The organism is Pseudomonas sp. P4795 (assembly GCF_048822895.1).
GTDB lineage: Bacteria > Pseudomonadota > Gammaproteobacteria > Pseudomonadales > Pseudomonadaceae > Aquipseudomonas.
Genome location: NZ_JBMFBT010000002.1, coordinates 691,434 through 713,046, shown reverse-complemented (window position 1 = coordinate 713,046; position 21,613 = coordinate 691,434). Strand labels below are relative to the sequence as shown.

22 protein-coding genes and 1 pseudogene are annotated in these 21,613 nt (G+C 58.2%); 9 read left to right on the top strand and 14 right to left on the bottom strand.

Annotation, left to right across the window (positions count from 1 at the left end; translation table 11 throughout):
- Nucleotides 1-193: 193 nt before the first annotated feature.
- On the bottom strand, nucleotides 194-412 hold the full coding sequence (locus tag ACOI8A_RS07745) for a bacterioferritin-associated ferredoxin (protein WP_003227725.1): 219 nt from the start codon (nucleotides 410-412) through the stop codon (nucleotides 194-196).
- 293 nt (nucleotides 413-705) lie between these two features.
- On the opposite strand from ACOI8A_RS07745, the gene ACOI8A_RS07740 reads away from it, so the two are divergent.
- Nucleotides 706-1,308, top strand: coding sequence for a peroxiredoxin (locus tag ACOI8A_RS07740; protein ID WP_003227723.1), 603 nt, complete (start codon nucleotides 706-708; stop codon nucleotides 1,306-1,308).
- A gap of 71 nt (nucleotides 1,309-1,379) precedes the next feature.
- Here the strand turns inward: ACOI8A_RS07740 and rnt are convergent, their stop codons facing one another.
- The gene (gene rnt, locus ACOI8A_RS07735; protein ID WP_420646210.1) at nucleotides 1,380-2,054 is read right to left on the bottom strand and encodes a ribonuclease T; all 675 of its coding nucleotides are present in this window, start codon (nucleotides 2,052-2,054) and stop codon (nucleotides 1,380-1,382) included.
- Nucleotides 2,051-3,097: a dihydroorotase gene (gene pyrC, locus ACOI8A_RS07730; RefSeq protein ID WP_420646211.1), complete on the bottom strand. Its 1,047-nt coding sequence runs from the start codon at nucleotides 3,095-3,097 to the stop codon at nucleotides 2,051-2,053. Before pyrC ends, rnt begins: the two co-directional genes overlap by 4 nt.
- A gap of 160 nt (nucleotides 3,098-3,257) precedes the next feature.
- Here pyrC and ACOI8A_RS07725 point away from each other — a divergent pair, with 160 nt between their 5' ends.
- Nucleotides 3,258-4,166: a flagellar protein MotY gene (locus ACOI8A_RS07725; protein ID WP_420646212.1), complete on the top strand. Its 909-nt coding sequence runs from the start codon at nucleotides 3,258-3,260 to the stop codon at nucleotides 4,164-4,166.
- 129 nt (nucleotides 4,167-4,295) lie between these two features.
- On the top strand, nucleotides 4,296-5,513 hold the full coding sequence (locus tag ACOI8A_RS07720) for an argininosuccinate synthase (RefSeq protein ID WP_420646213.1): 1,218 nt from the start codon (nucleotides 4,296-4,298) through the stop codon (nucleotides 5,511-5,513).
- A gap of 129 nt (nucleotides 5,514-5,642) precedes the next feature.
- On the opposite strand, the gene ACOI8A_RS07715 is transcribed toward ACOI8A_RS07720, so the two are convergent.
- Nucleotides 5,643-6,314, bottom strand: a complete 672-nt coding sequence (locus tag ACOI8A_RS07715; RefSeq protein ID WP_420646214.1) for a hypothetical protein — start codon at nucleotides 6,312-6,314, stop codon at nucleotides 5,643-5,645.
- Nucleotides 6,315-6,799: 485 nt separating this feature from the next.
- Between ACOI8A_RS07715 and ACOI8A_RS07710 the strand changes: the two genes are divergently transcribed.
- Nucleotides 6,800-7,426 carry a response regulator transcription factor gene (locus ACOI8A_RS07710; protein ID WP_108592726.1) on the top strand — a complete coding sequence of 209 codons (627 nt, stop codon included), beginning with the start codon at nucleotides 6,800-6,802 and terminating at the stop codon, nucleotides 7,424-7,426.
- A gap of 86 nt (nucleotides 7,427-7,512) precedes the next feature.
- On the opposite strand, the gene ACOI8A_RS07705 is transcribed toward ACOI8A_RS07710, so the two are convergent.
- From ACOI8A_RS07705 to metG, 8 genes and pseudogenes are all read right to left on the bottom strand, one after another.
- Entirely contained in the window at nucleotides 7,513-7,692 is a 180-nt protein-coding gene (locus ACOI8A_RS07705) for a PA3496 family putative envelope integrity protein (RefSeq protein WP_420646215.1), read from the bottom strand.
- Between the two features lie 106 nt (nucleotides 7,693-7,798).
- On the bottom strand, nucleotides 7,799-8,437 hold the full coding sequence (gene nth, locus ACOI8A_RS07700; RefSeq protein ID WP_420646216.1) for an endonuclease III: 639 nt from the start codon (nucleotides 8,435-8,437) through the stop codon (nucleotides 7,799-7,801).
- Complete coding sequence (locus ACOI8A_RS07695) at nucleotides 8,434-8,958, bottom strand: Rnf-Nqr domain containing protein (protein ID WP_420646217.1); 525 nt, start codon at nucleotides 8,956-8,958, stop codon at nucleotides 8,434-8,436. Before ACOI8A_RS07695 ends, nth begins: the two co-directional genes overlap by 4 nt.
- A complete protein-coding gene (locus tag ACOI8A_RS07690; protein WP_420646218.1) occupies nucleotides 8,955-9,548 on the bottom strand; it encodes an RnfABCDGE type electron transport complex subunit G in 594 nt (197 codons plus the stop codon). The genes ACOI8A_RS07695 and ACOI8A_RS07690 overlap by 4 nt, the downstream gene beginning before the upstream one ends.
- Nucleotides 9,545-10,528: an RnfABCDGE type electron transport complex subunit D gene (locus ACOI8A_RS07685; protein WP_420646219.1), complete on the bottom strand. Its 984-nt coding sequence runs from the start codon at nucleotides 10,526-10,528 to the stop codon at nucleotides 9,545-9,547. The genes ACOI8A_RS07690 and ACOI8A_RS07685 overlap by 4 nt, the downstream gene beginning before the upstream one ends.
- Nucleotides 10,529-10,955: 427 nt before the next feature.
- Nucleotides 10,956-11,330: pseudogene (gene rsxB, locus ACOI8A_RS07680) on the bottom strand (electron transport complex subunit RsxB); the annotation flags it as partial.
- A 17-nt stretch (nucleotides 11,331-11,347) separates the two neighbouring features.
- Nucleotides 11,348-11,917: an electron transport complex protein RnfA gene (locus ACOI8A_RS07675; RefSeq protein ID WP_420646220.1), complete on the bottom strand. Its 570-nt coding sequence runs from the start codon at nucleotides 11,915-11,917 to the stop codon at nucleotides 11,348-11,350.
- Between the two features lie 114 nt (nucleotides 11,918-12,031).
- Nucleotides 12,032-14,083 carry a methionine--tRNA ligase gene (gene metG / locus ACOI8A_RS07670; RefSeq protein WP_420646221.1) on the bottom strand — a complete coding sequence of 684 codons (2,052 nt, stop codon included), beginning with the start codon at nucleotides 14,081-14,083 and terminating at the stop codon, nucleotides 12,032-12,034.
- Between the two features lie 366 nt (nucleotides 14,084-14,449).
- Between metG and apbC the strand changes: the two genes are divergently transcribed.
- Nucleotides 14,450-15,544 carry an iron-sulfur cluster carrier protein ApbC gene (apbC, locus tag ACOI8A_RS07665; protein ID WP_420646222.1) on the top strand — a complete coding sequence of 365 codons (1,095 nt, stop codon included), beginning with the start codon at nucleotides 14,450-14,452 and terminating at the stop codon, nucleotides 15,542-15,544.
- Between the two features lie 603 nt (nucleotides 15,545-16,147).
- Here apbC and ACOI8A_RS07660 read toward each other — a convergent pair.
- Nucleotides 16,148-16,906: an SDR family oxidoreductase gene (locus ACOI8A_RS07660; protein WP_420646223.1), complete on the bottom strand. Its 759-nt coding sequence runs from the start codon at nucleotides 16,904-16,906 to the stop codon at nucleotides 16,148-16,150.
- Between the two features lie 162 nt (nucleotides 16,907-17,068).
- Here ACOI8A_RS07660 and ACOI8A_RS07655 point away from each other — a divergent pair, with 162 nt between their 5' ends.
- The 4 genes from ACOI8A_RS07655 (at nucleotide 17,069) to groL (ending at nucleotide 20,580) form a co-directional block, all read left to right on the top strand.
- Nucleotides 17,069-17,800 carry a HugZ family protein gene (locus ACOI8A_RS07655; protein ID WP_420646224.1) on the top strand — a complete coding sequence of 244 codons (732 nt, stop codon included), beginning with the start codon at nucleotides 17,069-17,071 and terminating at the stop codon, nucleotides 17,798-17,800.
- Between the two features lie 65 nt (nucleotides 17,801-17,865).
- A complete protein-coding gene (locus tag ACOI8A_RS07650) occupies nucleotides 17,866-18,342 on the top strand; it encodes an FxsA family protein (RefSeq protein ID WP_420646225.1) in 477 nt (158 codons plus the stop codon).
- Between the two features lie 247 nt (nucleotides 18,343-18,589).
- Entirely contained in the window at nucleotides 18,590-18,883 is a 294-nt protein-coding gene (locus ACOI8A_RS07645) for a co-chaperone GroES (protein WP_003227685.1), read from the top strand.
- A gap of 50 nt (nucleotides 18,884-18,933) precedes the next feature.
- Nucleotides 18,934-20,580: a chaperonin GroEL gene (gene groL, locus ACOI8A_RS07640; protein ID WP_420646226.1), complete on the top strand. Its 1,647-nt coding sequence runs from the start codon at nucleotides 18,934-18,936 to the stop codon at nucleotides 20,578-20,580.
- 180 nt (nucleotides 20,581-20,760) lie between these two features.
- Here the strand turns inward: groL and ACOI8A_RS07635 are convergent, their stop codons facing one another.
- Complete coding sequence (locus tag ACOI8A_RS07635) at nucleotides 20,761-21,504, bottom strand: phosphatase PAP2 family protein (RefSeq protein WP_420646227.1); 744 nt, start codon at nucleotides 21,502-21,504, stop codon at nucleotides 20,761-20,763.
- Nucleotides 21,505-21,613: the final 109 nt, after the last annotated feature.

The window sequence follows — 21,613 nt, the reverse complement described above, 5'->3', positions numbered from 1 at the left end:
GTCCTGCCCTGTAATAGCTGTATATGGGCCAGAGTTTGAGCCGCACTCTTATAAGTGTCAAACCTAAGTTATTGAATAATAAATGAAAATTAATCGGAATAAGAATGTTTTTGTTCCGCGTCTAGGCCCTAAGCAATTGATTTGCAGGCATAAAAAAACCGGACATAAGTCCGGTTCTTCGAAATAGGGGGATTTACGCAGCAGTAAATTCTACCGGATAGGGGATCGCGGCCTGGGCGGTTTGCAGCTTGGTCAGGGTTTCGCGAACGACTTCCTTGGCAAGGCAGGCACATTTGCCGCATTGGCTGGCGACGCCGGTGGCCTGACGAACTTCTTTATAGCTGCAGCAACCTTCATAGATCGCTTCGCGGATCTGTCCGTCGGTGACGCCAGTGCAGAGACAAACATACATAAGTGAGAACAGTCGCTGGTTGTGACTCAATTGCGATGGATCTTAATGTTAACGAGAATGATTGTCAAAGTGCTTTCGGAACGGATTATCGCCAAATCCGGGTATGCCTGACGAACGGTGTCTTATGGCCGGAGGCCAGCGCGACTTGTGCAAAAAAACCGTTGAGGACAGGCCAAATTCGCAGTGTATGATGGTCGGCCCTTGCGAAGGGGGTTCGTGTCACAGGGCTGTCGCCTTAGGGTGACAGGCTGGCCCGGACCCTGAACTTCAAGTTTTTACACCAGGAGATATCAATGAGCGTACTCGTAGGCAAACAAGCCCCAGACTTCACCGTCCCGGCCGTACTCGGCAATGGCGAGATCGTTGACAGCTTCACCCTGTCCTCGGCCATCAAAGGCAAATACGGCCTGGTGTTCTTCTACCCGCTGGACTTCACCTTCGTCTGCCCGTCCGAGCTGATCGCTCTGGACAACCGCATGGCCGACTTCAAGGCACGCAACGTAGAAGTGATCGCTGTTTCGATCGACTCGCACTTCACCCACAACGCCTGGCGCAACACCCCGGTCAACAATGGCGGCATCGGTCAGGTGAAATACACCATGGCTGCCGACATGAAGCACGATATCGCCAAGGCCTACGACGTTGAGTCCGAAGGCGGCGTAGCTTTCCGTGGCGCGTTCCTGATCGACGACAAGGGCGTTGTCCGCTCGCAGATCATCAACGACCTGCCGCTGGGCCGTAACATGGAAGAGCTGATCCGTCTGGTCGACGCTCTGCAATTCCACGAAGAGCACGGCGAAGTCTGCCCTGCCAACTGGAAAAAAGGCGACAAAGGCATGAACGCTTCGCCAGAAGGCGTTGCGGCTTACCTGACCGAGAACGCTGCTGCCCTGTAAGGCGCAACGTCGAGGTACAAAAAAACCGGCTCTTGAGCCGGTTTTTTCATGCGCGCGAAAAACTTCGACGATCAGTCGTTGAAGTCTTCCCAGCCACCCATCTGTTTCCAGCGGTTGACGATGCCGCAGAACAGCTCAGCGGTTTTCTCGGTGTCGTAACGCGCCGAATGCGCCTCGCGACCGTCGAAATCGATATCGGCGGCCTGACAGGCTTTGGCCAGTACGGTTTGACCGTAGGCCAGGCCGGCCAGCGTCGCGGTATCGAAACTGGAGAACGGGTGGAACGGGTTGCGCTTCATGTCCAGCCGCGCGACGGCGGCGTTGAGGAAGCCCAAATCGAAGCTGCTGTTGTGGCCGACCAGAATCGCGCGTTTGCAGCCGTTGGCTTTCAACGCCTTGCGGATGCCACGGAAGATGTCGGTCAACGCGGTTTCTTCACTGACGGCCATGCGCAACGGGTGATCCAGCTTGATCCCGGTGAACTCCAGCGCAGCCGCTTCAATGTTGGCGCCTTCGAACGGCTCGACACGGAAGAAGTAGGTGTGATCCGGGTAAACGAAACCCTTTTCATCCATGGCGATGGTGGTCGCGGCAATCTCCAGCAACGCATCGGTGGCGCAATTGAAGCCACCGGTTTCTACGTCGACGACGACCGGCAGGTAACCGCGAAAACGCGCTGCCATCGGATGACGGGAACCGCCACCACCTTGACCGTCCTGTTCGTCGTCGAAATGGTCTTCACTCACGCGTGTTCCTCCAGCAGGCGCCAGCGCAGTTTTTCACCGGCGCGCAGCGGGATAACGGTCAGCTCGCCAAGTGGCAGGCTGGTCGGGGCGGTCCATTCTTCACGAACCAGGGTAATGCGATCGGTGTTCACCGGCAGGCCGTAAAAACGCGGGCCGTTGAGGCTGGCAAACGCTTCAAGCTTGTCCAGCGCATTGCGCTGTTCAAAGGCTTCGGCATACATCTCGATGGCCGCGTACGCCGTGTAGCAGCCGGCACAGCCGCACGCGGCTTCCTTGGCGTGCTGGGCGTGCGGTGCCGAGTCAGTGCCGAGAAAGAACTTCGCGCTGCCGCTGGTAGCGGCGTCGAGCAGGGCTTCCTGGTGGGTATTGCGCTTGAGGATCGGCAGGCAATAGAAGTGCGGTCGAATCCCGCCAACCAGCATGTGATTGCGGTTGTACAGCAGGTGATGCGCAGTGATGGTCGCGCCAACGTTGGCCGCAGCCTCGTTGACGAACTGCACAGCGTCGGCGGTGGTGATGTGTTCGAACACCACTTTGAGCGTCGGAAAACGCTCGACCACGCGGCGCATGTGCTCATCGATAAAGATTTTTTCGCGGTCGAACACATCGACATCGCCACGGGTGACTTCACCGTGGATCAACAACGGCATCCCGACTTCGGCCATGGCCTCGATCGCCGGGAAAATCTTGTCGATGCTGGTGACACCGGAATCGGAGTTGGTGGTGGCGCCGGCCGGATACAACTTGGCGGCGTGCACGAAACCGCTGGCCTTGGCCTCGCGAATTTCTTCGGGCTGGGTGCGGTCGGTGAGGTACAGCACCATCAACGGCTCGAAACCACTGCCGGCCGGGCGGGCAGCGAGAATCCGCTGGCGATAGCCGTCGGCTTCAGCGGCGTTGCGCACCGGCGGTACCAGGTTGGGCATGATGATTGCGCGACCAAAGGTGCGCGCGACATCCGCAACGGTATTGGTCAACACGGCACCATCGCGAAGATGAATGTGCCAGTCGTCGGGACGCAGCAGGGTCAGGCGGTCGGACATGAGGGGATTCCAGGCGGGTCAAACTGAGGCGAATGCTACCGGAAAAGACTCCTTCAGGCACTCGCTATCAAGTTTTGAGACAAGCGTCCGATATCCCATAGGTATGCCGTAAACATATGTGTATCGGTCTTTTTGTTGCAGAAGCCAGATGGAGCCTCCCGTGCGCCAGCGTTATTTAGCCTTGCTCAGTGTGTTTGCCAGCCTTCCAGCGATGGCGCTGACGTACCAGACACGTCTGGAGAACATCGAGTGGACGGTCGAGGGCGACAAGTTCGAATGCCGCTTGACGCAGCCGATCACTGATTTCGGCTCAGGGCAGTTCGTGCGCAAGGCCGGCGAGCAGGCGACCTTCCGGCTCAACGCCTACAACGCCATGCTCGGTGGCGGATCGGCGACCCTGCTGGCAGCCGCCGCGCCGTGGCAACCGGGGCGCGGCGACCTCAATCTGGGGACCGTCAGGCTGGGTAGCGGCAACGTGCTGTTCAACAGTTCTCAGGCTCAGGCCGGACGTTTGATCAGCGGCTTGATGGATGGTCGCAGCCCGCTGATCCGCCATGCCTCGGGCGATGGCCGGGTGGCGGAGGTCCGTCTGTTGCCGGTCAAGTTCAGCAAGGCGTTCAACGATTACCAGACCTGCGTGGCGAAGTTGCTGCCGCAGAATTTCGACCAGATCAAGCAGTCGCAGATCGGCTTCCCCGGCGAAGGCGTCGAACTGGACGCTGCCGCCAAAGCCAAGCTGCAAGTCATGCTCGAATTCATGAAGGCCGATCCGACGGTCAATCACATCGAGCTCGACGGCCATTCCGACAACAGCGGCAATCGCCTGACCAATCGCGAACTGTCGCGCCGTCGCGCCTTGGCCGTGGTCGACTTCTTCAAGGCCAACGGCATTCAGGAATCGCAGATCACCGTGCGCTTCCATGGCGAGCGTTATCCGCTGGTACCGAACACCAATGCCGGCAATCGGGCGAAGAACCGCCGGGTCAATGTGCACCTTGCACGGGTGGCGCCGACCACGGCTCCGGCACCTACCGCGAACACGCCTGCCAACGCTGCGGCGACTTCCTGACTCGCCGGTCATCGTCGCGCTGTCGAAACAATCTGTCGCTTTGTCGTCTTAAGCTGTCGCGCCTCTGTAAATTATCGCGTTTGAGCGGTAGACTCCTCGGCTTTCCGTAGAACCCCGTGGAGTGATGGCATGGCGGACGTAAACAAGGTCGTTCTGGCGTATTCCGGCGGCCTGGACACTTCGGTGATCCTCAAGTGGCTGCAAGATACTTATAACTGTGAAGTAGTGACTTTCACTGCTGACCTCGGTCAGGGCGAAGAGGTCGAGCCAGCTCGCGCCAAGGCGCAGGCCATGGGCGTCAAAGAAATCTACATCGACGACCTGCGCGAAGAATTCGTGCGTGACTTCGTATTCCCGATGTTCCGCGCCAACACCGTTTACGAAGGCGAGTACCTGCTGGGTACTTCCATCGCACGTCCGCTGATCGCCAAGCGCCTGATCGAAATCGCCAACGAAACCGGCGCTGACGCCATTTCCCACGGCGCCACCGGCAAAGGCAACGACCAGGTACGTTTCGAGCTGGGTGCCTACGCGCTCAAGCCAGGCGTGAAAGTCATCGCGCCATGGCGTGAATGGGACCTGCTCTCGCGTGAAAAGCTGATGGATTATGCTGAAAAGCACAACATCCCGATCGAGCGTCACGGCAAGAAGAAATCCCCGTACTCGATGGATGCCAACCTGCTGCACATCTCCTATGAAGGTGGCGTGCTGGAAGACACCTGGACCGAGCACGAAGAAGACATGTGGAAATGGACCGTCTCCCCGGAGAAGGCTCCTGACCAAGCGCAATACCTGGAACTGACCTACCGCAACGGCGATATCGTCGCACTGGACGGCGTCGAAATGACCCCGGCCACCGTGCTGGCGACGCTGAACCAGATCGGTGGCGCCCACGGTATCGGCCGTCTCGACATCGTCGAGAACCGCTACGTCGGCATGAAGTCCCGTGGCTGCTACGAAACCCCGGGCGGCACCATCATGCTGCGCGCGCACCGCGCCATCGAGTCGATCACTCTGGACCGCGAAGTCGCTCACCTGAAAGACGAGCTGATGCCGAAATACGCCAGCCTGATCTACACCGGCTACTGGTGGAGCCCTGAGCGTCTGATGTTGCAACAGATGATCGATGCGTCCCAGGCCCACGTGAATGGCGTTGTGCGCCTGAAGCTGTACAAGGGCAACGTGATTGTCACCGGCCGCAAGTCCGACGAATCGTTGTTCGACGCCAACATCGCTACCTTCGAAGAAGATGGCGGTGCTTACAACCAGGCCGACGCGGCGGGCTTCATCAAGCTCAACGCGCTGCGCATGCGTATTGCCGCCAACAAGGGTCGCAAGCTGTTCTAAGACCCTGGTACACGCAATAAAGAAAGGCGGCCTTGTCATTGGACAAGGTCGCCTTTTTCAATTCCGTGTTTTTTGGCATACGTGCCAGTGTGCTGATCTTTTTGTGCCTCAAACCCGAATGCCAATGCATCAAAATTTGCCGAGAGCAGTCACGGCTCGCGTACATACCTTGTAAACAATGAAATAGCTAGTGCCTCTGCCTTTCTTTGGAAGTTTACTCTCACGCAAATTGTCTGTTGTAAGAAATTTGTCCGAAACATCGTTGGATAAAAATATGACAACTTGAGATATGCGTTTTCCCGTAGGCGGTATTTTTTCAAGACTTTCTCCAAGCTCGTTTTTTTCTGTCATTGTTCGTGCGTCTATAATGTGCAACTCCCTTATCGCGTCTGGAAGTTTTATATGGTGCTGCGCCATGGGGTCAAGTGTGTCTTGAGAGTTTGTCGGTGGGTCTGCGATGTTATGCGTTCTGTCAGATAGAGCAGAGTCTGCTATCTCACAAGGTGTCTGTTCGGTTGATCCAGGTTTCCTGTTATCGCGCTCTTTGCTATCTATGACCTGAATGAAACTTTCGTCCGTCTCGAAATCAGATGGCGCGTAGAGCGAGCGGTAGTTGAAGTTGAGGGTCATGAAAAACAGGAACAACAAGTAAAACGGAAAGCTGATCAGGAACCAGACGTAAATTTCTCTTTCTTCGTCCGCCAGGAAGGGCAGGGAAATCGCGGCTGATGACTCTGACAGGACCGCGAATATGGCGATAATGGTCATCGGGTTCGGGATTTTTTTCTTGATCTTTAACATGTTTGAGTTCCATGGGGTCGTATTGCTCGTCAAGTTTATTGAGTGTGGGTTGGGTCGTACTTCTGGTTGTTCAAGTTGCTGCAATCTGTGTTTATAGCAAAAGTCGATTTTTTGAAAGTGTTCTCTTGTATCAGAGGTTTGTCGAGTTGCTGATACTTGGCGGAGTAGCATCGACTGCCGAAGATGTAATAGTTGACCGATATGAATTCGTGTCGTTTGTAGAGCGCGATCAGAAGGATGAGGTGGGCGCGCTTTTTCCATCAAGCATGTAGTCTCGATGCCGGTTTTTTACGTTTGCGAGGCAAGGCCACACCATTAGTCTTGCCGTCAGTGAGGCGAGTAAGGTTTTTTTGTAGGATAAATCCATTAAAGCTGTAGGGAATGTCTCTCGCTGCAAGTGCGTGAGCGATGCGGTGTGCAACAAGGGAAGTCACTAGGATATTGTGCCGGTTCTAAAAATTCGAACAGCGAAACTGGACTTGCCCATGAATAAAGTGCTGATCGTGGATGATCACCCCGTCATTCGTCTTGCGGTACGTATGCTGATGGAACGTCATGGCTACGAAGTCATTGCAGAAACAGACAATGGAGTGGATGCGTTACAACTTGCGCGCGACCAAATGCCCGATATCGTTATTTTGGATATCGGCATACCGAAACTTGATGGTCTGGAAGTCATTGCGCGGCTGACCTCGACCGCCATGCCGCTGAAAGTCCTGGTGTTGACTTCCCAGGCGCCCGGGCACTTCTCCATGCGCTGCATGCAATCGGGGGCTGCTGGGTATGTTTGCAAGCAACAGGATCTGACGGAACTGCTAAGTGCGATCAAGGCAGTTCTGTCCGGGTACAGTTATTTTCCCAACCAGGCTCTGCACACCGTGCGCACCAGCTTGGGCAATGCCAGCGAAGCCGACATGGTCGATCGTCTTTCCGGGCGAGAAATGATGGTGTTGCAACAGTTGGCGCGGGGTAAAACCAACAAGGAAATTGCCGACGGCATGTTTCTCAGCAACAAGACCGTGAGTACTTACAAGACCCGTCTGTTATTGAAACTCAACGCCCGCTCACTGGTGGATCTGATCGAGCTGGCGCAGCGTAACGGTTTGGTCTGACCGGTTATTCGCTGACCGATCCTGGGCAGATCAAATCAGCTTGCTGTAGAAAGCGAAAAGCCTCCATTTCTGGAGGCTTTCAAGTTTCACAGGTCAAAATCGTAATCGGCCAATTGCTTTTGCAAACGACGCTCCTCAAGCATGTTGTCGATGGTGCGGCGCTTGCTCAGGTTGGTTTTGGCTACTTCGACTACGGGTTCGGCATCGTCAATTTCTACGGGGATAAAATCGTCTTCTGCTTCCAGTTGCTCTTTGCCGGTACTCATAGAATCACTCCAGGCTAAGACTGCCTTTGGCGCCCCTTATAACGATAAACAGGCGGCGGGTAAAAAAGATTTTTTCAATCGAAGAATGAAAAAACGTAATAGCCGCTCAATCGTCAGAGGTTTTCTGTTTGTACTCGCACAAATCTTCGATTCGGCAACTGCCACAGCGCGGCTTGCGCGCGAGGCATACGTAGCGCCCGTGGAGAATCAGCCAATGGTGCGAATCGAGCAGAAAATCTTTGGGTACAAACTTCATCAGTTTCATTTCCACTTCGACCACATTCTTGCCCGGGGCAATGCCCGTGCGGTTGCTCACCCGGAAGATGTGGGTGTCGACGGCCATGGTCAGTTGGCGGAAAGCCGTGTTGAGCACCACATTGGCAGTCTTGCGGCCTACGCCGGGCAAGGCTTCCAGTTCTTCTCGGGTCTGCGGGACTTCGCCGCCGTGGCGCTCAACCAGCAAGCGACAGGTCTCGATCACGTTTTTGGCCTTGCTGTTGTACAGGCCAATGGTCTTGATGTATTCGGACAAGCCTTCCACGCCCAACGCATAAATGGCGGCAGGCGTATTGGCCACTGGGTACAGCCTGGCCGTCGCCTTGTTCACTCCGACGTCGGTCGATTGCGCTGACAGAATCACCGCGATCAGCAGTTCGAACGCCGAGGAGTAAGCCAATTCGGTCTTGGGCTCGGGATTGTCCTCGTGCAGCCTGCGGAAAATTTCCAGACGTTTTGCGGCATTCATGGGCGATGCGTTTCCTCGGGTAGGGCGGCGGGGCGTTTCCAGGTCTGAAGGGCGGCGAGCAAGAGTCCGAGCACAATGAATGCACCCGGTGCCAGGGTGAGCAGGTGCAGACCCTCGCCGAACAATTCGCGCAATGTGGCCAGTGTCAGCATCAAGCCGACAAAGCGGCCGTACAGGCTCAGACGCTCACCTGCCGACTGGCTAAAGAATCCATGCTGTTCCAGCAGCACGCACTGCAGGCCGATCAGGCCGATATAGAGACCGACCAGCGTATGCCACTGCAACGACCAGCGTTGCAGCAGGATGTCCGCGCAACTGCTCAGGGTGGCCGCCAGCAGCAGACTGGCGAGCAGCAAACTTGCGGCGCTCAGCCGCGTGCGCAGCGGCTTCATGCACAGATGATACAAACCGACGACGACCGCGAACATCAGCAGGATCGCCAGCGCGCTGGCTATTGATCCTGAAGCGCCAAGCAGCAGAACCAGCAGCATCGAGTTAGACAGCGCCGCCGATCTGTTCATGGCGCACTCCCTGACAAGGCTTGCCGGTGCTCGTCGAAATAGCGCAAAGCGTCATGGATCGCGTTGATCGCGGCGCGGGAAGTGACGGTGGCGCCGGCCATCTGGTCGAATTGCCCCTGATCCTTTTTCAATGCCCAACCTGCATCCAATGATTTGCCGGTAAACGCCTGCAACCAACCATTCGGCCAGTCACCGATGTGTCCGCCGAGTGCCGGTGTTTCGGTCTGCCGCAGTGTTTTGACCCCAAGCAATCTGCCGTCGGAATCAATCGCGATCAATAATTCGAGCGTCCCGGCATAACCCTCAGTCTGACTGCGCAGGAGCACCGCGACCGTGCGCCCGCCCTTGGTCGCCCGATAGCCAGCCACCAGAGAACTGTGGCTCAACTTGACATCGATCTGCGGCAGCGGTTGTTCCAGCGGTTGATTGTCGTAACTGTCCGCCGCAAGAACATCGAGTAACTTGCGGCTGTCGATCAGACGTTGTTCGGCAGCAATCTGCGGCGCATTGATCCGATATACCGTGTAAGTCACGGCGATACCCGCTACTGCCAGCAGCACCAGCGTGATCAGGCTGCGACGATGGTTCATGGCGTCACCCGGGCCTGACGTGCGGCGGCAAAGCGCTCAAGCGCCGGTACGCACAAGTTCATCAGCAGCACCGCGAACGCCACGCCGTCGGGATAGCCACCCCAGGTTCTGATCAGATAAGTCAGCAACCCGACACCGACACCGAACAGCAGGCGCGCGAGCGCGGTTTTCGCCCCGGACACTGGCTCGGTGATGATGAAAAATGCGCCCAGCATGCTTGCGCCGCTGAGCAGGTGAAACCATGGCGAGCCGTGGGAATCCGACCCCGAGCCGTTCCAGCACAGCAAGCTGATCACAAACAGACTGGCGAGCATGCCAACTGGTGCGTGCCAGCCAATTACCCGCTGTTGCAGCAGAAACAGCCCTCCGGCAAGAAACGCCAGATTGATCCATTCCACACCGCGCCCACCGAAACGCCCGAAAGCCTGATTGGCGGCAAACAGCTCATCCATGGTCAGGCTTTTGTTGATACGCAGACTGTCCAGCGCGGTGGCCTGAACCCAGGCATCCGGTGCCTGCCCGAAAGTGAACACCTGCTGCAAAGCCGCGAACAGATCCATGCCATGCGCCGGCCAATGAGTCATCGGTTGCGCGAACGTGACCATGGCCAGGGCGAAGCCAAGCATCGCCGGGTTGAACGGATTCCTGCCGACGCCGCCATACACATGCTTGCCGAACAACAAGCCCGAAGTGATCGCGCTGACTGGCAGCCACCACGGGCAATACGGCGGCAGTGCCAGCGCGAGCAAGGTCGCAGTGACCAGCGCGCTGCCGTCGGTCAACGTCGGTTGCAGCGCTTGCCGGCGCAGACTTGCCACCAGCGCCTCGACGACCAATGCGCCAGCCACGCACAAGATCAGATTGATCAACACGCCCCAGCCGTAAAACCAGAATGAGGCGAGCAACCCCGGCAGCGTGGCCAGCAGCACCAGCCTCATCGCCTGTTGCAGGCGAGCGTCCGGGGCCTCAAGGGGCGACATGGTCTTGCACCTGCCGCTCGGCGGCGTGCAGTGCACGTTCTGCCGCCTCGAACTGCTGTTGCAGTACGATCAATTGCGACTGCTGTTCGAAAGTCGGCGGATGACCGAAGGCTTTCAGCGACTTGTTCAATTGCGCGCGGCTCATCGCCACATCGATCTTGGCTTTCTTCAGCGCAGCATCCGCGCCCACGGTTTTTTGCGCGCGCACTCGCTCAAGTGCTGCCTGCACCGGATCGAGCGTGGTGGTTGCTACGAGTGCCGCGCGTTGTGCGCGGGCTTCGCGGTCGGCCTGTTTCTGTTGTTCTTCGCGTTGGAGTCGAGCATTGCGGCGTTCGAAGCGCTGTCGGGCGTGATCGCGTTTGGTGGCGCGCGCCTGCTGTTCTTCAAGACTCGCTGCGAGGCCGCCAATCACCGGCAGCGTTCCCGGCGGCAACGGATGCATCTCGATGCAATCCACCGGGCACGGCGCCACGCACAGGTCGCAACCGGTGCATTCATCAATGATGACCGTGTGCATCAGTTTCGCCGCGCCGACAATCGCATCAATCGGGCAGGCCTGAATGCATTTGGTGCAGCCGATGCATTCGGCCTCGCGGATATAGGCGACTTGCGGTGGAGCCACACCACGAGTGACGTCCAGCTCCAACACCGGAACCTTCAACAACTCGGCCAGCGCAGCAATGGTTTCGTCGCCACCCGGCGGGCACTTGTTGATCGGCTCGCCGGCGGCGATGCCTTCAGCGTAGGGTTTGCATCCGGGATGCCCGCACTTGCCGCATTGGGTCTGCGGCAGCAGGGCATCGATGCATTGAATCAGACTCATGTTTTGATCAGTCCACTGAATCCGAGAAAAGCCACGGCCATCAATCCGGCGCCGATCAATTGAATCGGCAAGCCACGGAAGGGCAGTGGAACATCGTTATCCGCCGTACGTTCACGCAAATCGCAGAACAGGCTCAACACCAGCCAGAAGCCTAGCCCCGCGCCCAGGCTCAGCGCTGTCGCGTGCAGCAAACCCCGGTCTGCTTGGGCGTTGATCAGCGTCAACCCCAACACGCCGGCATTGCCCAGCAGCAACGGCCACAAACCGTCGAAGCGCCACGTCGGCAGCCAACGCGCCAGCAGTTTAAGCAGCGGCGCTATCAGCAACACGCTCAGCGGCAGGAACACGAACAGGCGCAACGCCTGCAATTGCAGCGGCACCAGTAGCCAATGCCAGATCGCATAACCGAGCACGCCGACCATCAGCATCAAGCACAACGTCGCCAAACCCAGCGCATGCACCTGACGCCGATCAGCCGCGAGTAGCGGATCGACACCCAGCGGCCAGTGCAACACGAAGTTGTTGAGCAGCGCAGCACTGAAAAGCGTAAGCACTAGTTCGGTCATGGTTCTGCCGGCAGAAACGGGCGGGTGTCACTCAAGGTTAGGCATTATCCGCGCGGATATGAAAAATCCCACAGGCGCACGGAGCACGCCGGTGGGATCAGTCAACGCGCAACCTTACTTGATGCGCTGACCCGGCTTGGCGCCGCTGTCCGGGCTGAGCAGGTAGATTTCTTCACCGCCAGGGCCGGCCGCCATCACCATGCCTTCAGAGATGCCGAACTTCATTTTGCGCGGCTTGAGGTTGGCGATCATCATAGTCAGGCGACCGTCGAGCTTGGACGGGTCCGGGTAAGCGCTCTTGATCCCGGAGAATACGTTGCGCTGCTCGTCACCGATATCCAGCGTCAAGCGCAGCAACTTGTCCGCGCCTTCCACGGCTTCAGCCTTGATGATCAGCGCCACGCGCAGGTCGACAGCGGCGAACGCGTCGAAGTCGATTTCCGGCGACAGCGGATCCTTGGCCAGTTCGCCGTTGCCGGCAGGTGCAGCAGCGCCGGTGTCGGTCTGGCTGGCGGTCAGGTCTTCTTTCGAGGCGTCGCTCATGGCTTGTACTTTTACCGGGTCGATGCGCGTCATCAGCGGCTTGAACTCGTTCAACTGATGGTTGGCCAGCAGGGTGGTGTGGTCGTTCCAGGTCAGCGGCGCGACGTTGAGGAACGCCTCGGCATCGGCGGCCAGCAGCGGCAGCACCGGTTTGAGGAAGATCACCAACTGGCGGAACAGGTTGATCGCGGTGGCGCAGATCGCCTGCACTTCAGCCTGCTTGCCTTCCTGTTTATTCAGCGACCACGGCGCCTTGTCGGCGATCCACGCGTTGGCGCGGTCGGCAAGGGCCATGGTTTCGCGCATTGCACGGGCGAAATCACGCGCTTCATAAGCATCAGCGATGCTTGGCGCGGCAGCGAGGAAGGCTTCGGTCAGTTCCGGTGCGGCGTTGGTATCGACCAGCAGGCCGGCGTTGCCCTTCTGGATGAAACCGGCGCAGCGGCTGGCGATGTTCACTACTTTGCCGACCAGGTCGGAGTTGACCTTCTGCACGAAGTCTTCGAGGTTCAGGTCGAGGTCATCCACGCCACGGCCGAGTTTGGCCGCGTAGTAGTAGCGCAGGTATTCCGGCGACAGGTGATCGAGGTAAGTGCGGGCCTTGATGAACGTGCCGCGCGACTTGGACATCTTCTGGCCATTGACGGTCAGGTAGCCGTGCACGTTGATCGCGGTCGGCTTGCGGAAACCCGCGCCTTCGAGCATTGCCGGCCAGAACAGCGCGTGGAAGTTGACGATGTCCTTGCCGATGAAGTGGTACAGCTCGGCCGTGGAATCCTTGCCCCAGAACGCGTCGAAGTCCAGCTCCGGCGTGCGGTCGCAGAGGTTCTTGAAGCTGGCCATGTAGCCGATCGGCGCATCCAGCCATACGTAGAAATATTTGCCCGGTTCGCCCGGGATCTCGAAGCCGAAGTACGGCGCATCACGGGAAATGTCCCACTGTTGCAGGCCGGCATCCAGCCACTCGGCGATCTTGTTGGCCACGGCGTCTTGCAGGGTGCCGCTGCGGGTCCAGGCCTGCAGCATTTCCTGGAAGTCCGGCAGCTTGAAGAAGAAGTGCTGGGAATCCTTGAGCACCGGGGTGGCGCCAGAGATTGCCGACTTCGGATCCTTCAAGTCAGTCGGCGCGTAGGTTGCGCCGCATTTTTCGCAGTTGTCGCCGTACTGGTCTTCAGTGCCGCACTTCGGGCAAGTGCCCTTGATGAAGCGGTCGGCCAGGAACATTTTCTTTTCCGGGTCGAAATACTGGGTGATCGAACGCTGGGCGATGTGCCCGGCGTCACGCAGTTTCAGGTAGATCTGGCTCGACAGCTCACGGTTTTCTTCGGCGTGAGTGGAGTGGAAGTTGTCGAAGTCGACCAGGAACTCGGCAAAGTCGGCGCTGTGTTCAGCCTGCACGTTGGCGATCAGTTGTTCCGGGGTGATGCCTTCCTTTTCTGCGCGCAGCATGATCGCCGAACCGTGGGCGTCGTCGGCGCAGACATAGATGCATTGGTTGCCGCGATGCTTCTGGAAGCGCACCCACATATCGGTCTGGATATATTCCAGCATGTGGCCAAGGTGAATCGAACCGTTGGCGTAGGGCAGGGCGCTGGTGACGAGGATCTTGCGTGGCTCGGACATGGGGCTTCGCTACTTGATGAAACGGAGGTCGGCCACTATAAAGCGCTGGCGCATATTTTTCACCCCACAGGCCTGTTTCCGATTGCGGCAGATGCGATAACCGTGGCGAGGGGATTTATCCCCGTTGGGTGGCGAAGCCGCCCCAAAACCATCGCACTCGGTGTGTCAGGAATACCGAGTGCAGTGGTTCAGCGACTGCTGCGCAGCCGAACGGGGATAAATCCCCTCACCACAGAATCCCTTCTCCACAGTCATTCCCCTATCCACAGGTAAATCCTTCCCTACACCTAAATCCCCTCACCACCAATGAATGTCAGGGGTTAGGATACCCGCCATCTTTTCCCAGTCTTGTTATCGGAGTTGCCCATGAGTGCCGTCACTCGCGCAGCGGTGGAAGCCGTCCTCAGCCAATACACCGACCCTTACCTGAACCAGGATCCGGTCAGCGCCGGTTGCGTTCGCAGCATCGAAATCAACGGTGATCGCGTCAGCGTGCAGCTGGAAATCGGTTATGCCGCCGGTCTGTTCAAGAGCGGTTGGGCGCAGTTGCTGCAACTGGCCATCGAAAACATCGATGGCGTGGTCGTTGCGCGAGTCGAAGTCAATTCGGTGATCGCCGCGCATAAGGCGCAGGCGCAGATTCCGGGGCTGGCCAACGTCAAGAACGTGGTCGCCGTGGCGTCCGGCAAGGGCGGCGTCGGTAAGTCCACCACTGCGGCCAACCTCGCACTGGCGCTGGCCCGTGAAGGCGCCAAGGTCGGGATTCTCGATGCTGATATTTACGGTCCGAGCCAAGGCATCATGTTTGGCATTGCCGAGGGCACACGTCCGCAGATCAAGGATCAGAAGTGGTTCGTGCCGTTGCAGGCGCACGGCGTCGAAGTGATGTCGATGGCGTTCCTGACCGACGACAACACGCCGATGGTCTGGCGCGGGCCGATGGTCTCCGGTGCGCTGCTGCAACTGGTCACGCAAACCGCGTGGGGCGATCTGGATTATCTGGTGATCGACATGCCGCCCGGCACTGGCGATATCCAACTGACCCTGGCGCAGAAAGTCCCGGTGGCCGGCGCTGTGATCGTCACCACGCCGCAGGATCTGGCGCTGCTCGATGCACGCAAGGGCGTGGAGATGTTCCGCAAGGTCAACATTCCGGTGCTTGGTGTGGTGGAAAACATGGCGGTGCACATCTGCTCTAACTGCGGGCATGCGGAACATCTGTTCGGGGAGGGCGGTGGCGTGAAGCTGGCAAATCAGTTCGGCGTCGAACTGCTGGCCTCGCTGCCGCTGTCGATGCTGATCCGCGAACAGGCCGATGGCGGCAAGCCAACGGTGATCGCCGAGCCAGACAGCCAGATTGCCATGGTTTATCAGGAACTCGCCCGCCACGTTGGCGCGCGGATTGTGTTGCAGGAAGCGGCGTCGCCGGCGATGCCGAACATCACCATCAGCGACGATTGATGGGTTGAAACCCAAGCAAATGTGGGAGCCTGCTGGCGATGGCGTCGAGTCAGGCGATGGGTTTTTTGGTTGAGTACATATCCGTTGGTGCGGTTATGGCTGCTTAGGGTTCCGCCCTGACGGCGGGTCACTTTTTCCAGACGCCGAAAAAGTAACCAAAAAGGCTTTTCCCTGACGTTCGGCCCTCGCTGTGGCTCGGGTTCCTTCGCTCCGGGATTGATCCGGGGGCATCGCCTCCGGTTTGCTGCGCTGCACCTCCTCTCGATGTGTTTGGCTGCGCCAAACGGTCGCTGCGCTCCCACCCCCGGATCAATCCCTCCACTCAGCCTGCCGACGGGCGCTTGAGATCAAGAGCGGTACTCGAGCTAACGCTCATTGTGTTGAGTGGTGAAAAGCGAGTGCGGTTTTTGGGTGGGCCTAACCCTGTGGGAGCTGGCTTGCCAGCGATGGCGGCCTCCGAGCCGACCAGTCTCCGGCAGATGAACTCAGTCCCCACTGTGGGAGCCAGCCTGCTGGCGATGGCGGTGGTTCAGTCAACAAACCTGTTGAATGTGAATCCGCTATCGCCAGCAGGCTGGCTCCCACATTGGTTTTGCGCGGTGTTTAGATGCGCAACCCGCCATCCATCTCCAGAATCCGACCTGTGTAATAGTCGTTCTCGAAGATATAAGCCGCCGAGTGCGCAATCTCCTCCGGCTTGCCCATGCGCTTGAGCGGAATCCCCGCGGTCATTTTCTCCAGCGCTTCCGGCTTCATGCCCAGCGTCATCTCGGTTTCGATGAAGCCCGGCGCAATGCCCGCTACGCGAATCCCGTAACGCGCCAGTTCCTTGGCCCAGGTCACGGTCGCCGCGGCAACGCCAGCCTTGGCCGCGGAGTAGTTGGTCTGGCCAACGTTACCGGCACGCGAAATCGACGAGATATTGATGATCGCGCCGCTGGATTTCAGCTCGACCATTTTCGCCGCCACTTCACGGGTGCAGAGGAAAACACCGGTCAGGTTGACGTCGATCACCGCCTGCCACTGCGCCAGGCTCATCTTGGTCATTTCGCCATCCTTGACCTTCAGCAGCAGGCCGTCACGCAGGATCCCGGCGTTGTTGATCAGGCCATGAATCGCGCCGAAGTCTTCAGCGACCTGCGCGACCATGTGTGTCACTTGCTCTTCATTGGCGACGTTGCACAGGTAGCTGCGCGCCTCGACGCCCTTGGCCTTGCAGGCCGCTACGGTGTCGTCGAGTTTTTCCTGATTGAGGTCAACCAGCGCCAGCTTCGCGCCTTTGCCAGCGAAATACTCGGCCATCGAGCGGCCCAAGCCTTGGCAACCGCCGGTGATAATGATTACTTTGTCGTTGAGTTGCATTCGCATGCCCCGATAGCAGGTCTGAGTGGTGTTCTCCTTGAGAGCCTCTCGATCTGCACCGGCCGTGGCTGGCTGCATATGAGAATTGCCCGAAGGCGCAGCGGAAACTTATCCCATGCGCCTGTCCGTTTTTTCGACGGACTCTATTTAAGGAGTCATAAATTGAGCGTTGAAGCGGCCAAGCATGCCCGAGAATTGCTTCTCAAGGAATACCGTGGGGTCCTCTCGACCCACTCCAAGTCAATGCCCGGTTTCCCGTTCGGTTCGGTAGTTCCGTATTGCCTGGATGAGCAGGGCCGGCCGCTGATCCTGATCAGCCGCATCGCCCAGCACACCCACAACCTGCAAAAAGATCCGAAGTGCTCGCTGCTGGTGGGTGAGCGCGAAGCCGATGACGTGCAGGCCGTTGGTCGGCTGACCTATCTGGCTGAAGCGCAAAAGCTCGAAGACCCGACGGCAATAGAAGCGGCCGCCGAGCGCTACTACCGCTACTTCCCCGATTCGCAAAACTACCACCAGGCCCACGATTTTGATTTCTGGGTGCTCAATCCGGTACGGCATCGCTACATCGGCGGGTTCGGTGCGATCCATTGGGTCGATCAGCTGACTCTGGCTAATCCGTTCTCCGGCAAGGCCGAGATCAGCATGGTCGAGCACATGAACAGCGATCACGCCAAAGCCATCGCGCATTACGTCGAACTCGCCGGTCTGCCGCAAAGCGTGCCGGCGCAACTGGCCGGGATCGACACGGAGGGCATGCACCTGCGCATCGGTCAGGCGCTGTACTGGCTGCCGTTTCAAGCCCCGTGTCATACGCCGATACAAGTGCGCGAAGCCTTGGTTTCACTGGCTCACGCCGAGCATTGGCCAAAAAATGCAGTGGCCGACGCTTGAATTCACGAAAGGGCGACGTCATCTAAGGCTTACTGCAAGGCATTTCTTGCGTTGAGGAATCTTTGATGCGCCCTTTTCTGTTGCTCTTTCTGCTGTTTCCAGTGTTGGAGCTGTTCGTATTCGTCAAAGTGGCAGGCTCTATCGGGTTTTTCCCGGCCCTGCTGCTGATAATCGTCGGCTCGATGTTCGGCGTGTTCGTGCTGCGCGTCGCCGGTCTGGCCACCGCACTGCGTGCCCGTGAAAGCCTGAATCGCGGTGAATTGCCTGCGCAAACCATGCTTGAAGGCTTGATGCTGGCATTGGCCGGCGGTCTGTTGATCCTGCCGGGCTTCATCAGCGACGTGGTCGGTCTGGTGATGCTGCTGCCGTTCACCCGTCGCCTGCTGGCAAATAAAATGCGCCAGCGCGCCGAAGATCAGGCCATGCGTCAACGAGCCTTCGCCGATGACCTGCAACCCCGCGGCGGGCCTGCCCCACGTGAGCCGCTGGGACGTGAACCGAACCTGATCGAAGGCGAGTTCGAACACCGCGACACCAAGTAAGACTTTTATCGACACGGCACCCTCGGGTGCCGTGTCTTTTTGTGGGCGCTGTGATGAAAAAATTTCTGCACTCGCCCTTGTAATAAGCTTATGCGCCCTTATGTAACGGTCACCGCAAGGTTTCTGGCATGTGTGCCAGTCAGACTTTCGCGTCTCGCTTGTCGAGGCGCAACCGGCGAAGGCCGGATTTGTTAAACCCGCCGGGACTACACCGGCCGATGAAAACCACAATTAGGAGAGATCGACAATGAAGCTTCGTCCTCTGCATGACCGCGTCGTAATCCGTCGCAGCGAAGAAGAAAAGAAAACCGCTGGCGGTATCGTCCTGCCAGGTTCGGCTGCTGAAAAAGCCAACCACGGTGTGATCGTCGCTGCAGGTCCAGGCAAGACTCTGGAAAACGGTGAAGTGCGTGCGCTGGCCGTTAAAGTCGGTGACAAGGTTGTGTTCGGTCCGTACTCCGGCAGCAACACTGTGAAAGTTGATGGCGAAGACCTGTTGGTAATGGCTGAGAACGAGATTCTCGCTGTACTGGAAGGCTGATTTTCCCGTTCATTTTCCCGCTACTACAAAGTATTTAAGGAATATCGATCATGGCTGCTAAAGAAGTTCTGTTTGGCGATTCCGCCCGTAAGAAAATGCTCAAGGGCGTCAACGTCCTCGCTGACGCGGTAAAAGCGACCCTGGGCCCGAAAGGCCGTAACGTGATCATCGAGAAGAGCTTCGGCGCTCCGACCATCACCAAGGACGGCGTTTCCGTAGCCAAAGAAATCGAACTCGAAGATCGTTTCGAAAACATGGGCGCGCAGCTGGTCAAAGACGTTGCCTCCCGTGCCAACGATGACGCAGGCGACGGCACCACCACCGCTACCGTTCTGGCTCAGGCCATCGTCAACGAAGGCTACAAGGCCGTCGCTGCCGGCATGAACCCGATGGACCTCAAGCGCGGCATCGACAAGGCGACCATCGCCGTTGTTGCTGAGCTGAAAAACCTGTCCAAGCCATGCGCTGACACCAAGGCAATTGCTCAGGTCGGTACTATCTCGGCCAACTCCGACAGCTCCATCGGCGAAATCATTGCCGAAGCCATGGAAAAAGTCGGTAAAGAAGGCGTGATCACCGTAGAAGAAGGCACTGGCCTGGAAAACGAACTGTCGGTTGTAGAAGGCATGCAGTTCGACCGTGGCTACCTGTCCCCGTACTTCGTCAACAAGCCTGAGGCCATGGTTGCCGAACTGGAGAGCCCGCTGGTTCTGCTGGTCGACAAAAAGATCTCGAACATCCGCGAAATGCTGCCAGTGCTGGAAGCCGTTGCCAAAGCCGGGCGCCCACTGCTGATCGTTTCCGAAGACGTTGAAGGCGAAGCCCTGGCGACGCTGGTCGTGAACAACATGCGTGGCATCGTTAAAGTCGCAGCCGTCAAGGCTCCAGGCTTCGGCGACCGTCGCAAGGCCATGCTGCAGGACATCGCGGTTCTGACCGGCGGTACCGTTATCTCCGAAGAGATCGGCCTGAGCCTGGAAAGCGCCACCCTGGAAAACCTCGGTAGCGCCAAGCGCGTGACCATTTCCAAGGAAAACACCATCATCGTTGACGGTGCTGGCGTAGCAGGCGACATCGAAGCGCGTATCGCTCAGATCCGTGCTCAGGTTGCCGAAACTTCCTCGGACTACGACCGTGAAAAACTGCAAGAGCGTCTGGCCAAGCTGTCCGGCGGCGTAGCAGTGATCAAGGTTGGCGCTGGTTCCGAAGTTGAAATGAAAGAGAAGAAAGCCCGCGTTGAAGACGCCCTGCACGCAACCCGCGCAGCCGTTGAAGAAGGCGTGGTACCTGGCGGTGGCGTTGCGCTGATCCGCGCTCTGGAAGCCCTGACCAACCTGACCGGCGACAACGCTGACCAGAACGTTGGTATCGCTGTACTGCGTCGTGCTGTTGAAGCTCCGCTGCGCCAGATCGCTGCCAACTCCGGCGACGAGCCAAGCGTTGTGGTCAACGAAGTCAAGAACGGCAAAGGTAACTACGGTTACAACGCTGCAACTGGCGTGTACGGCGACATGATCGAAATGGGCATCCTGGACCCTACCAAGGTGACTCGTTCGGCATTGCAGGCAGCAGCTTCCATCGGTGGCCTGATCTTGACCACCGAAGCTGCCATTGCTGACAAGCCTAAGGCTGAAGGCGCTGGCGGTGGCGGTATGCCAGACATGGGCGGCATGGGTGGTATGGGCGGCATGATGTAAGCCAGCCTTACCCCTGTACGAAAAAACCCCGTCTGCGAAAGCAGGCGGGGTTTTTTATTGGCCTTGAATTCGGTGTTGGCGTAACACCGAGGCGCGGCCATCGCTGGCAAGCCAGCTCCCACAGGGATTGGTGTTTCCCTTGGACATTGTGGGAGCTGGCTTGCCAGCGATAGCGTCAGATCAGGCGCTGGCAGTTTGCGCTTTGACGGCAGCCTCGGTGTTCACCGCCGGGCGATACAACACCCAGTAATACGACCCCAGACAAATCAACCAGCAGAAAATCGCCGTCCAAACGTTGTGCGAAAAAAAGTGCGCGCCCTGCATCATCCGGCTGATGGAGAACACCGAACCCAGCGCAAAGGCAAAGATGAACGCCTGCCGCGCCAGACGTGGGCGTCGATCACGCAGCACGAAGAACAATGCAAACAAGGTGAAACCGGTCGCCGCATGGCCGCCGGGCCAGCAACGGCCGGGTTTGTCGGTGGCCGGACGATGGCTCAGCAATTTGCTGTAGGTTTCATGTCCACCGAACTGCTCCAGACTCCACGGGCACTGCACTGCCGTCGCCGCTTTGACTGGCGTGACGAACGAAGTCGCCAACCCCAGCGACAACACCAGACAGCCCAGTTCGCGCTTGAACGGTTTGAGCCGTTCGACGAAAAACGCAGCGATGAAGCCGATGATGGCAAACACCGAAAACGCGATCACCACTTCCTTGGCGCGGTCGTGCAGGATGTCTTCGAGAAAGTAACTGTGCCGACCGATGAAATCCCCCGCGACCGGGTCGTAAAACAGGCGCGCCAGATCCATGTCCAGATCGGTCAGTTCCAGCAACACCAGAATGACCGCCGCAACAGCGGGAATCCCCAGGCACAGCCAGAAATTCAAAGGTCTTGAAGCAGGGCGGGCAGCGGTCGGTACCATGGCAGTTCCTGGGTCGATTTAAGTATTCGGTGGAGTTGTTCAGGGATGCGCAACCGCGCGAGTCTGCGCTGGATTCTGTCGGCAACTTGTCAGCCGGCCGTGAAAAAAT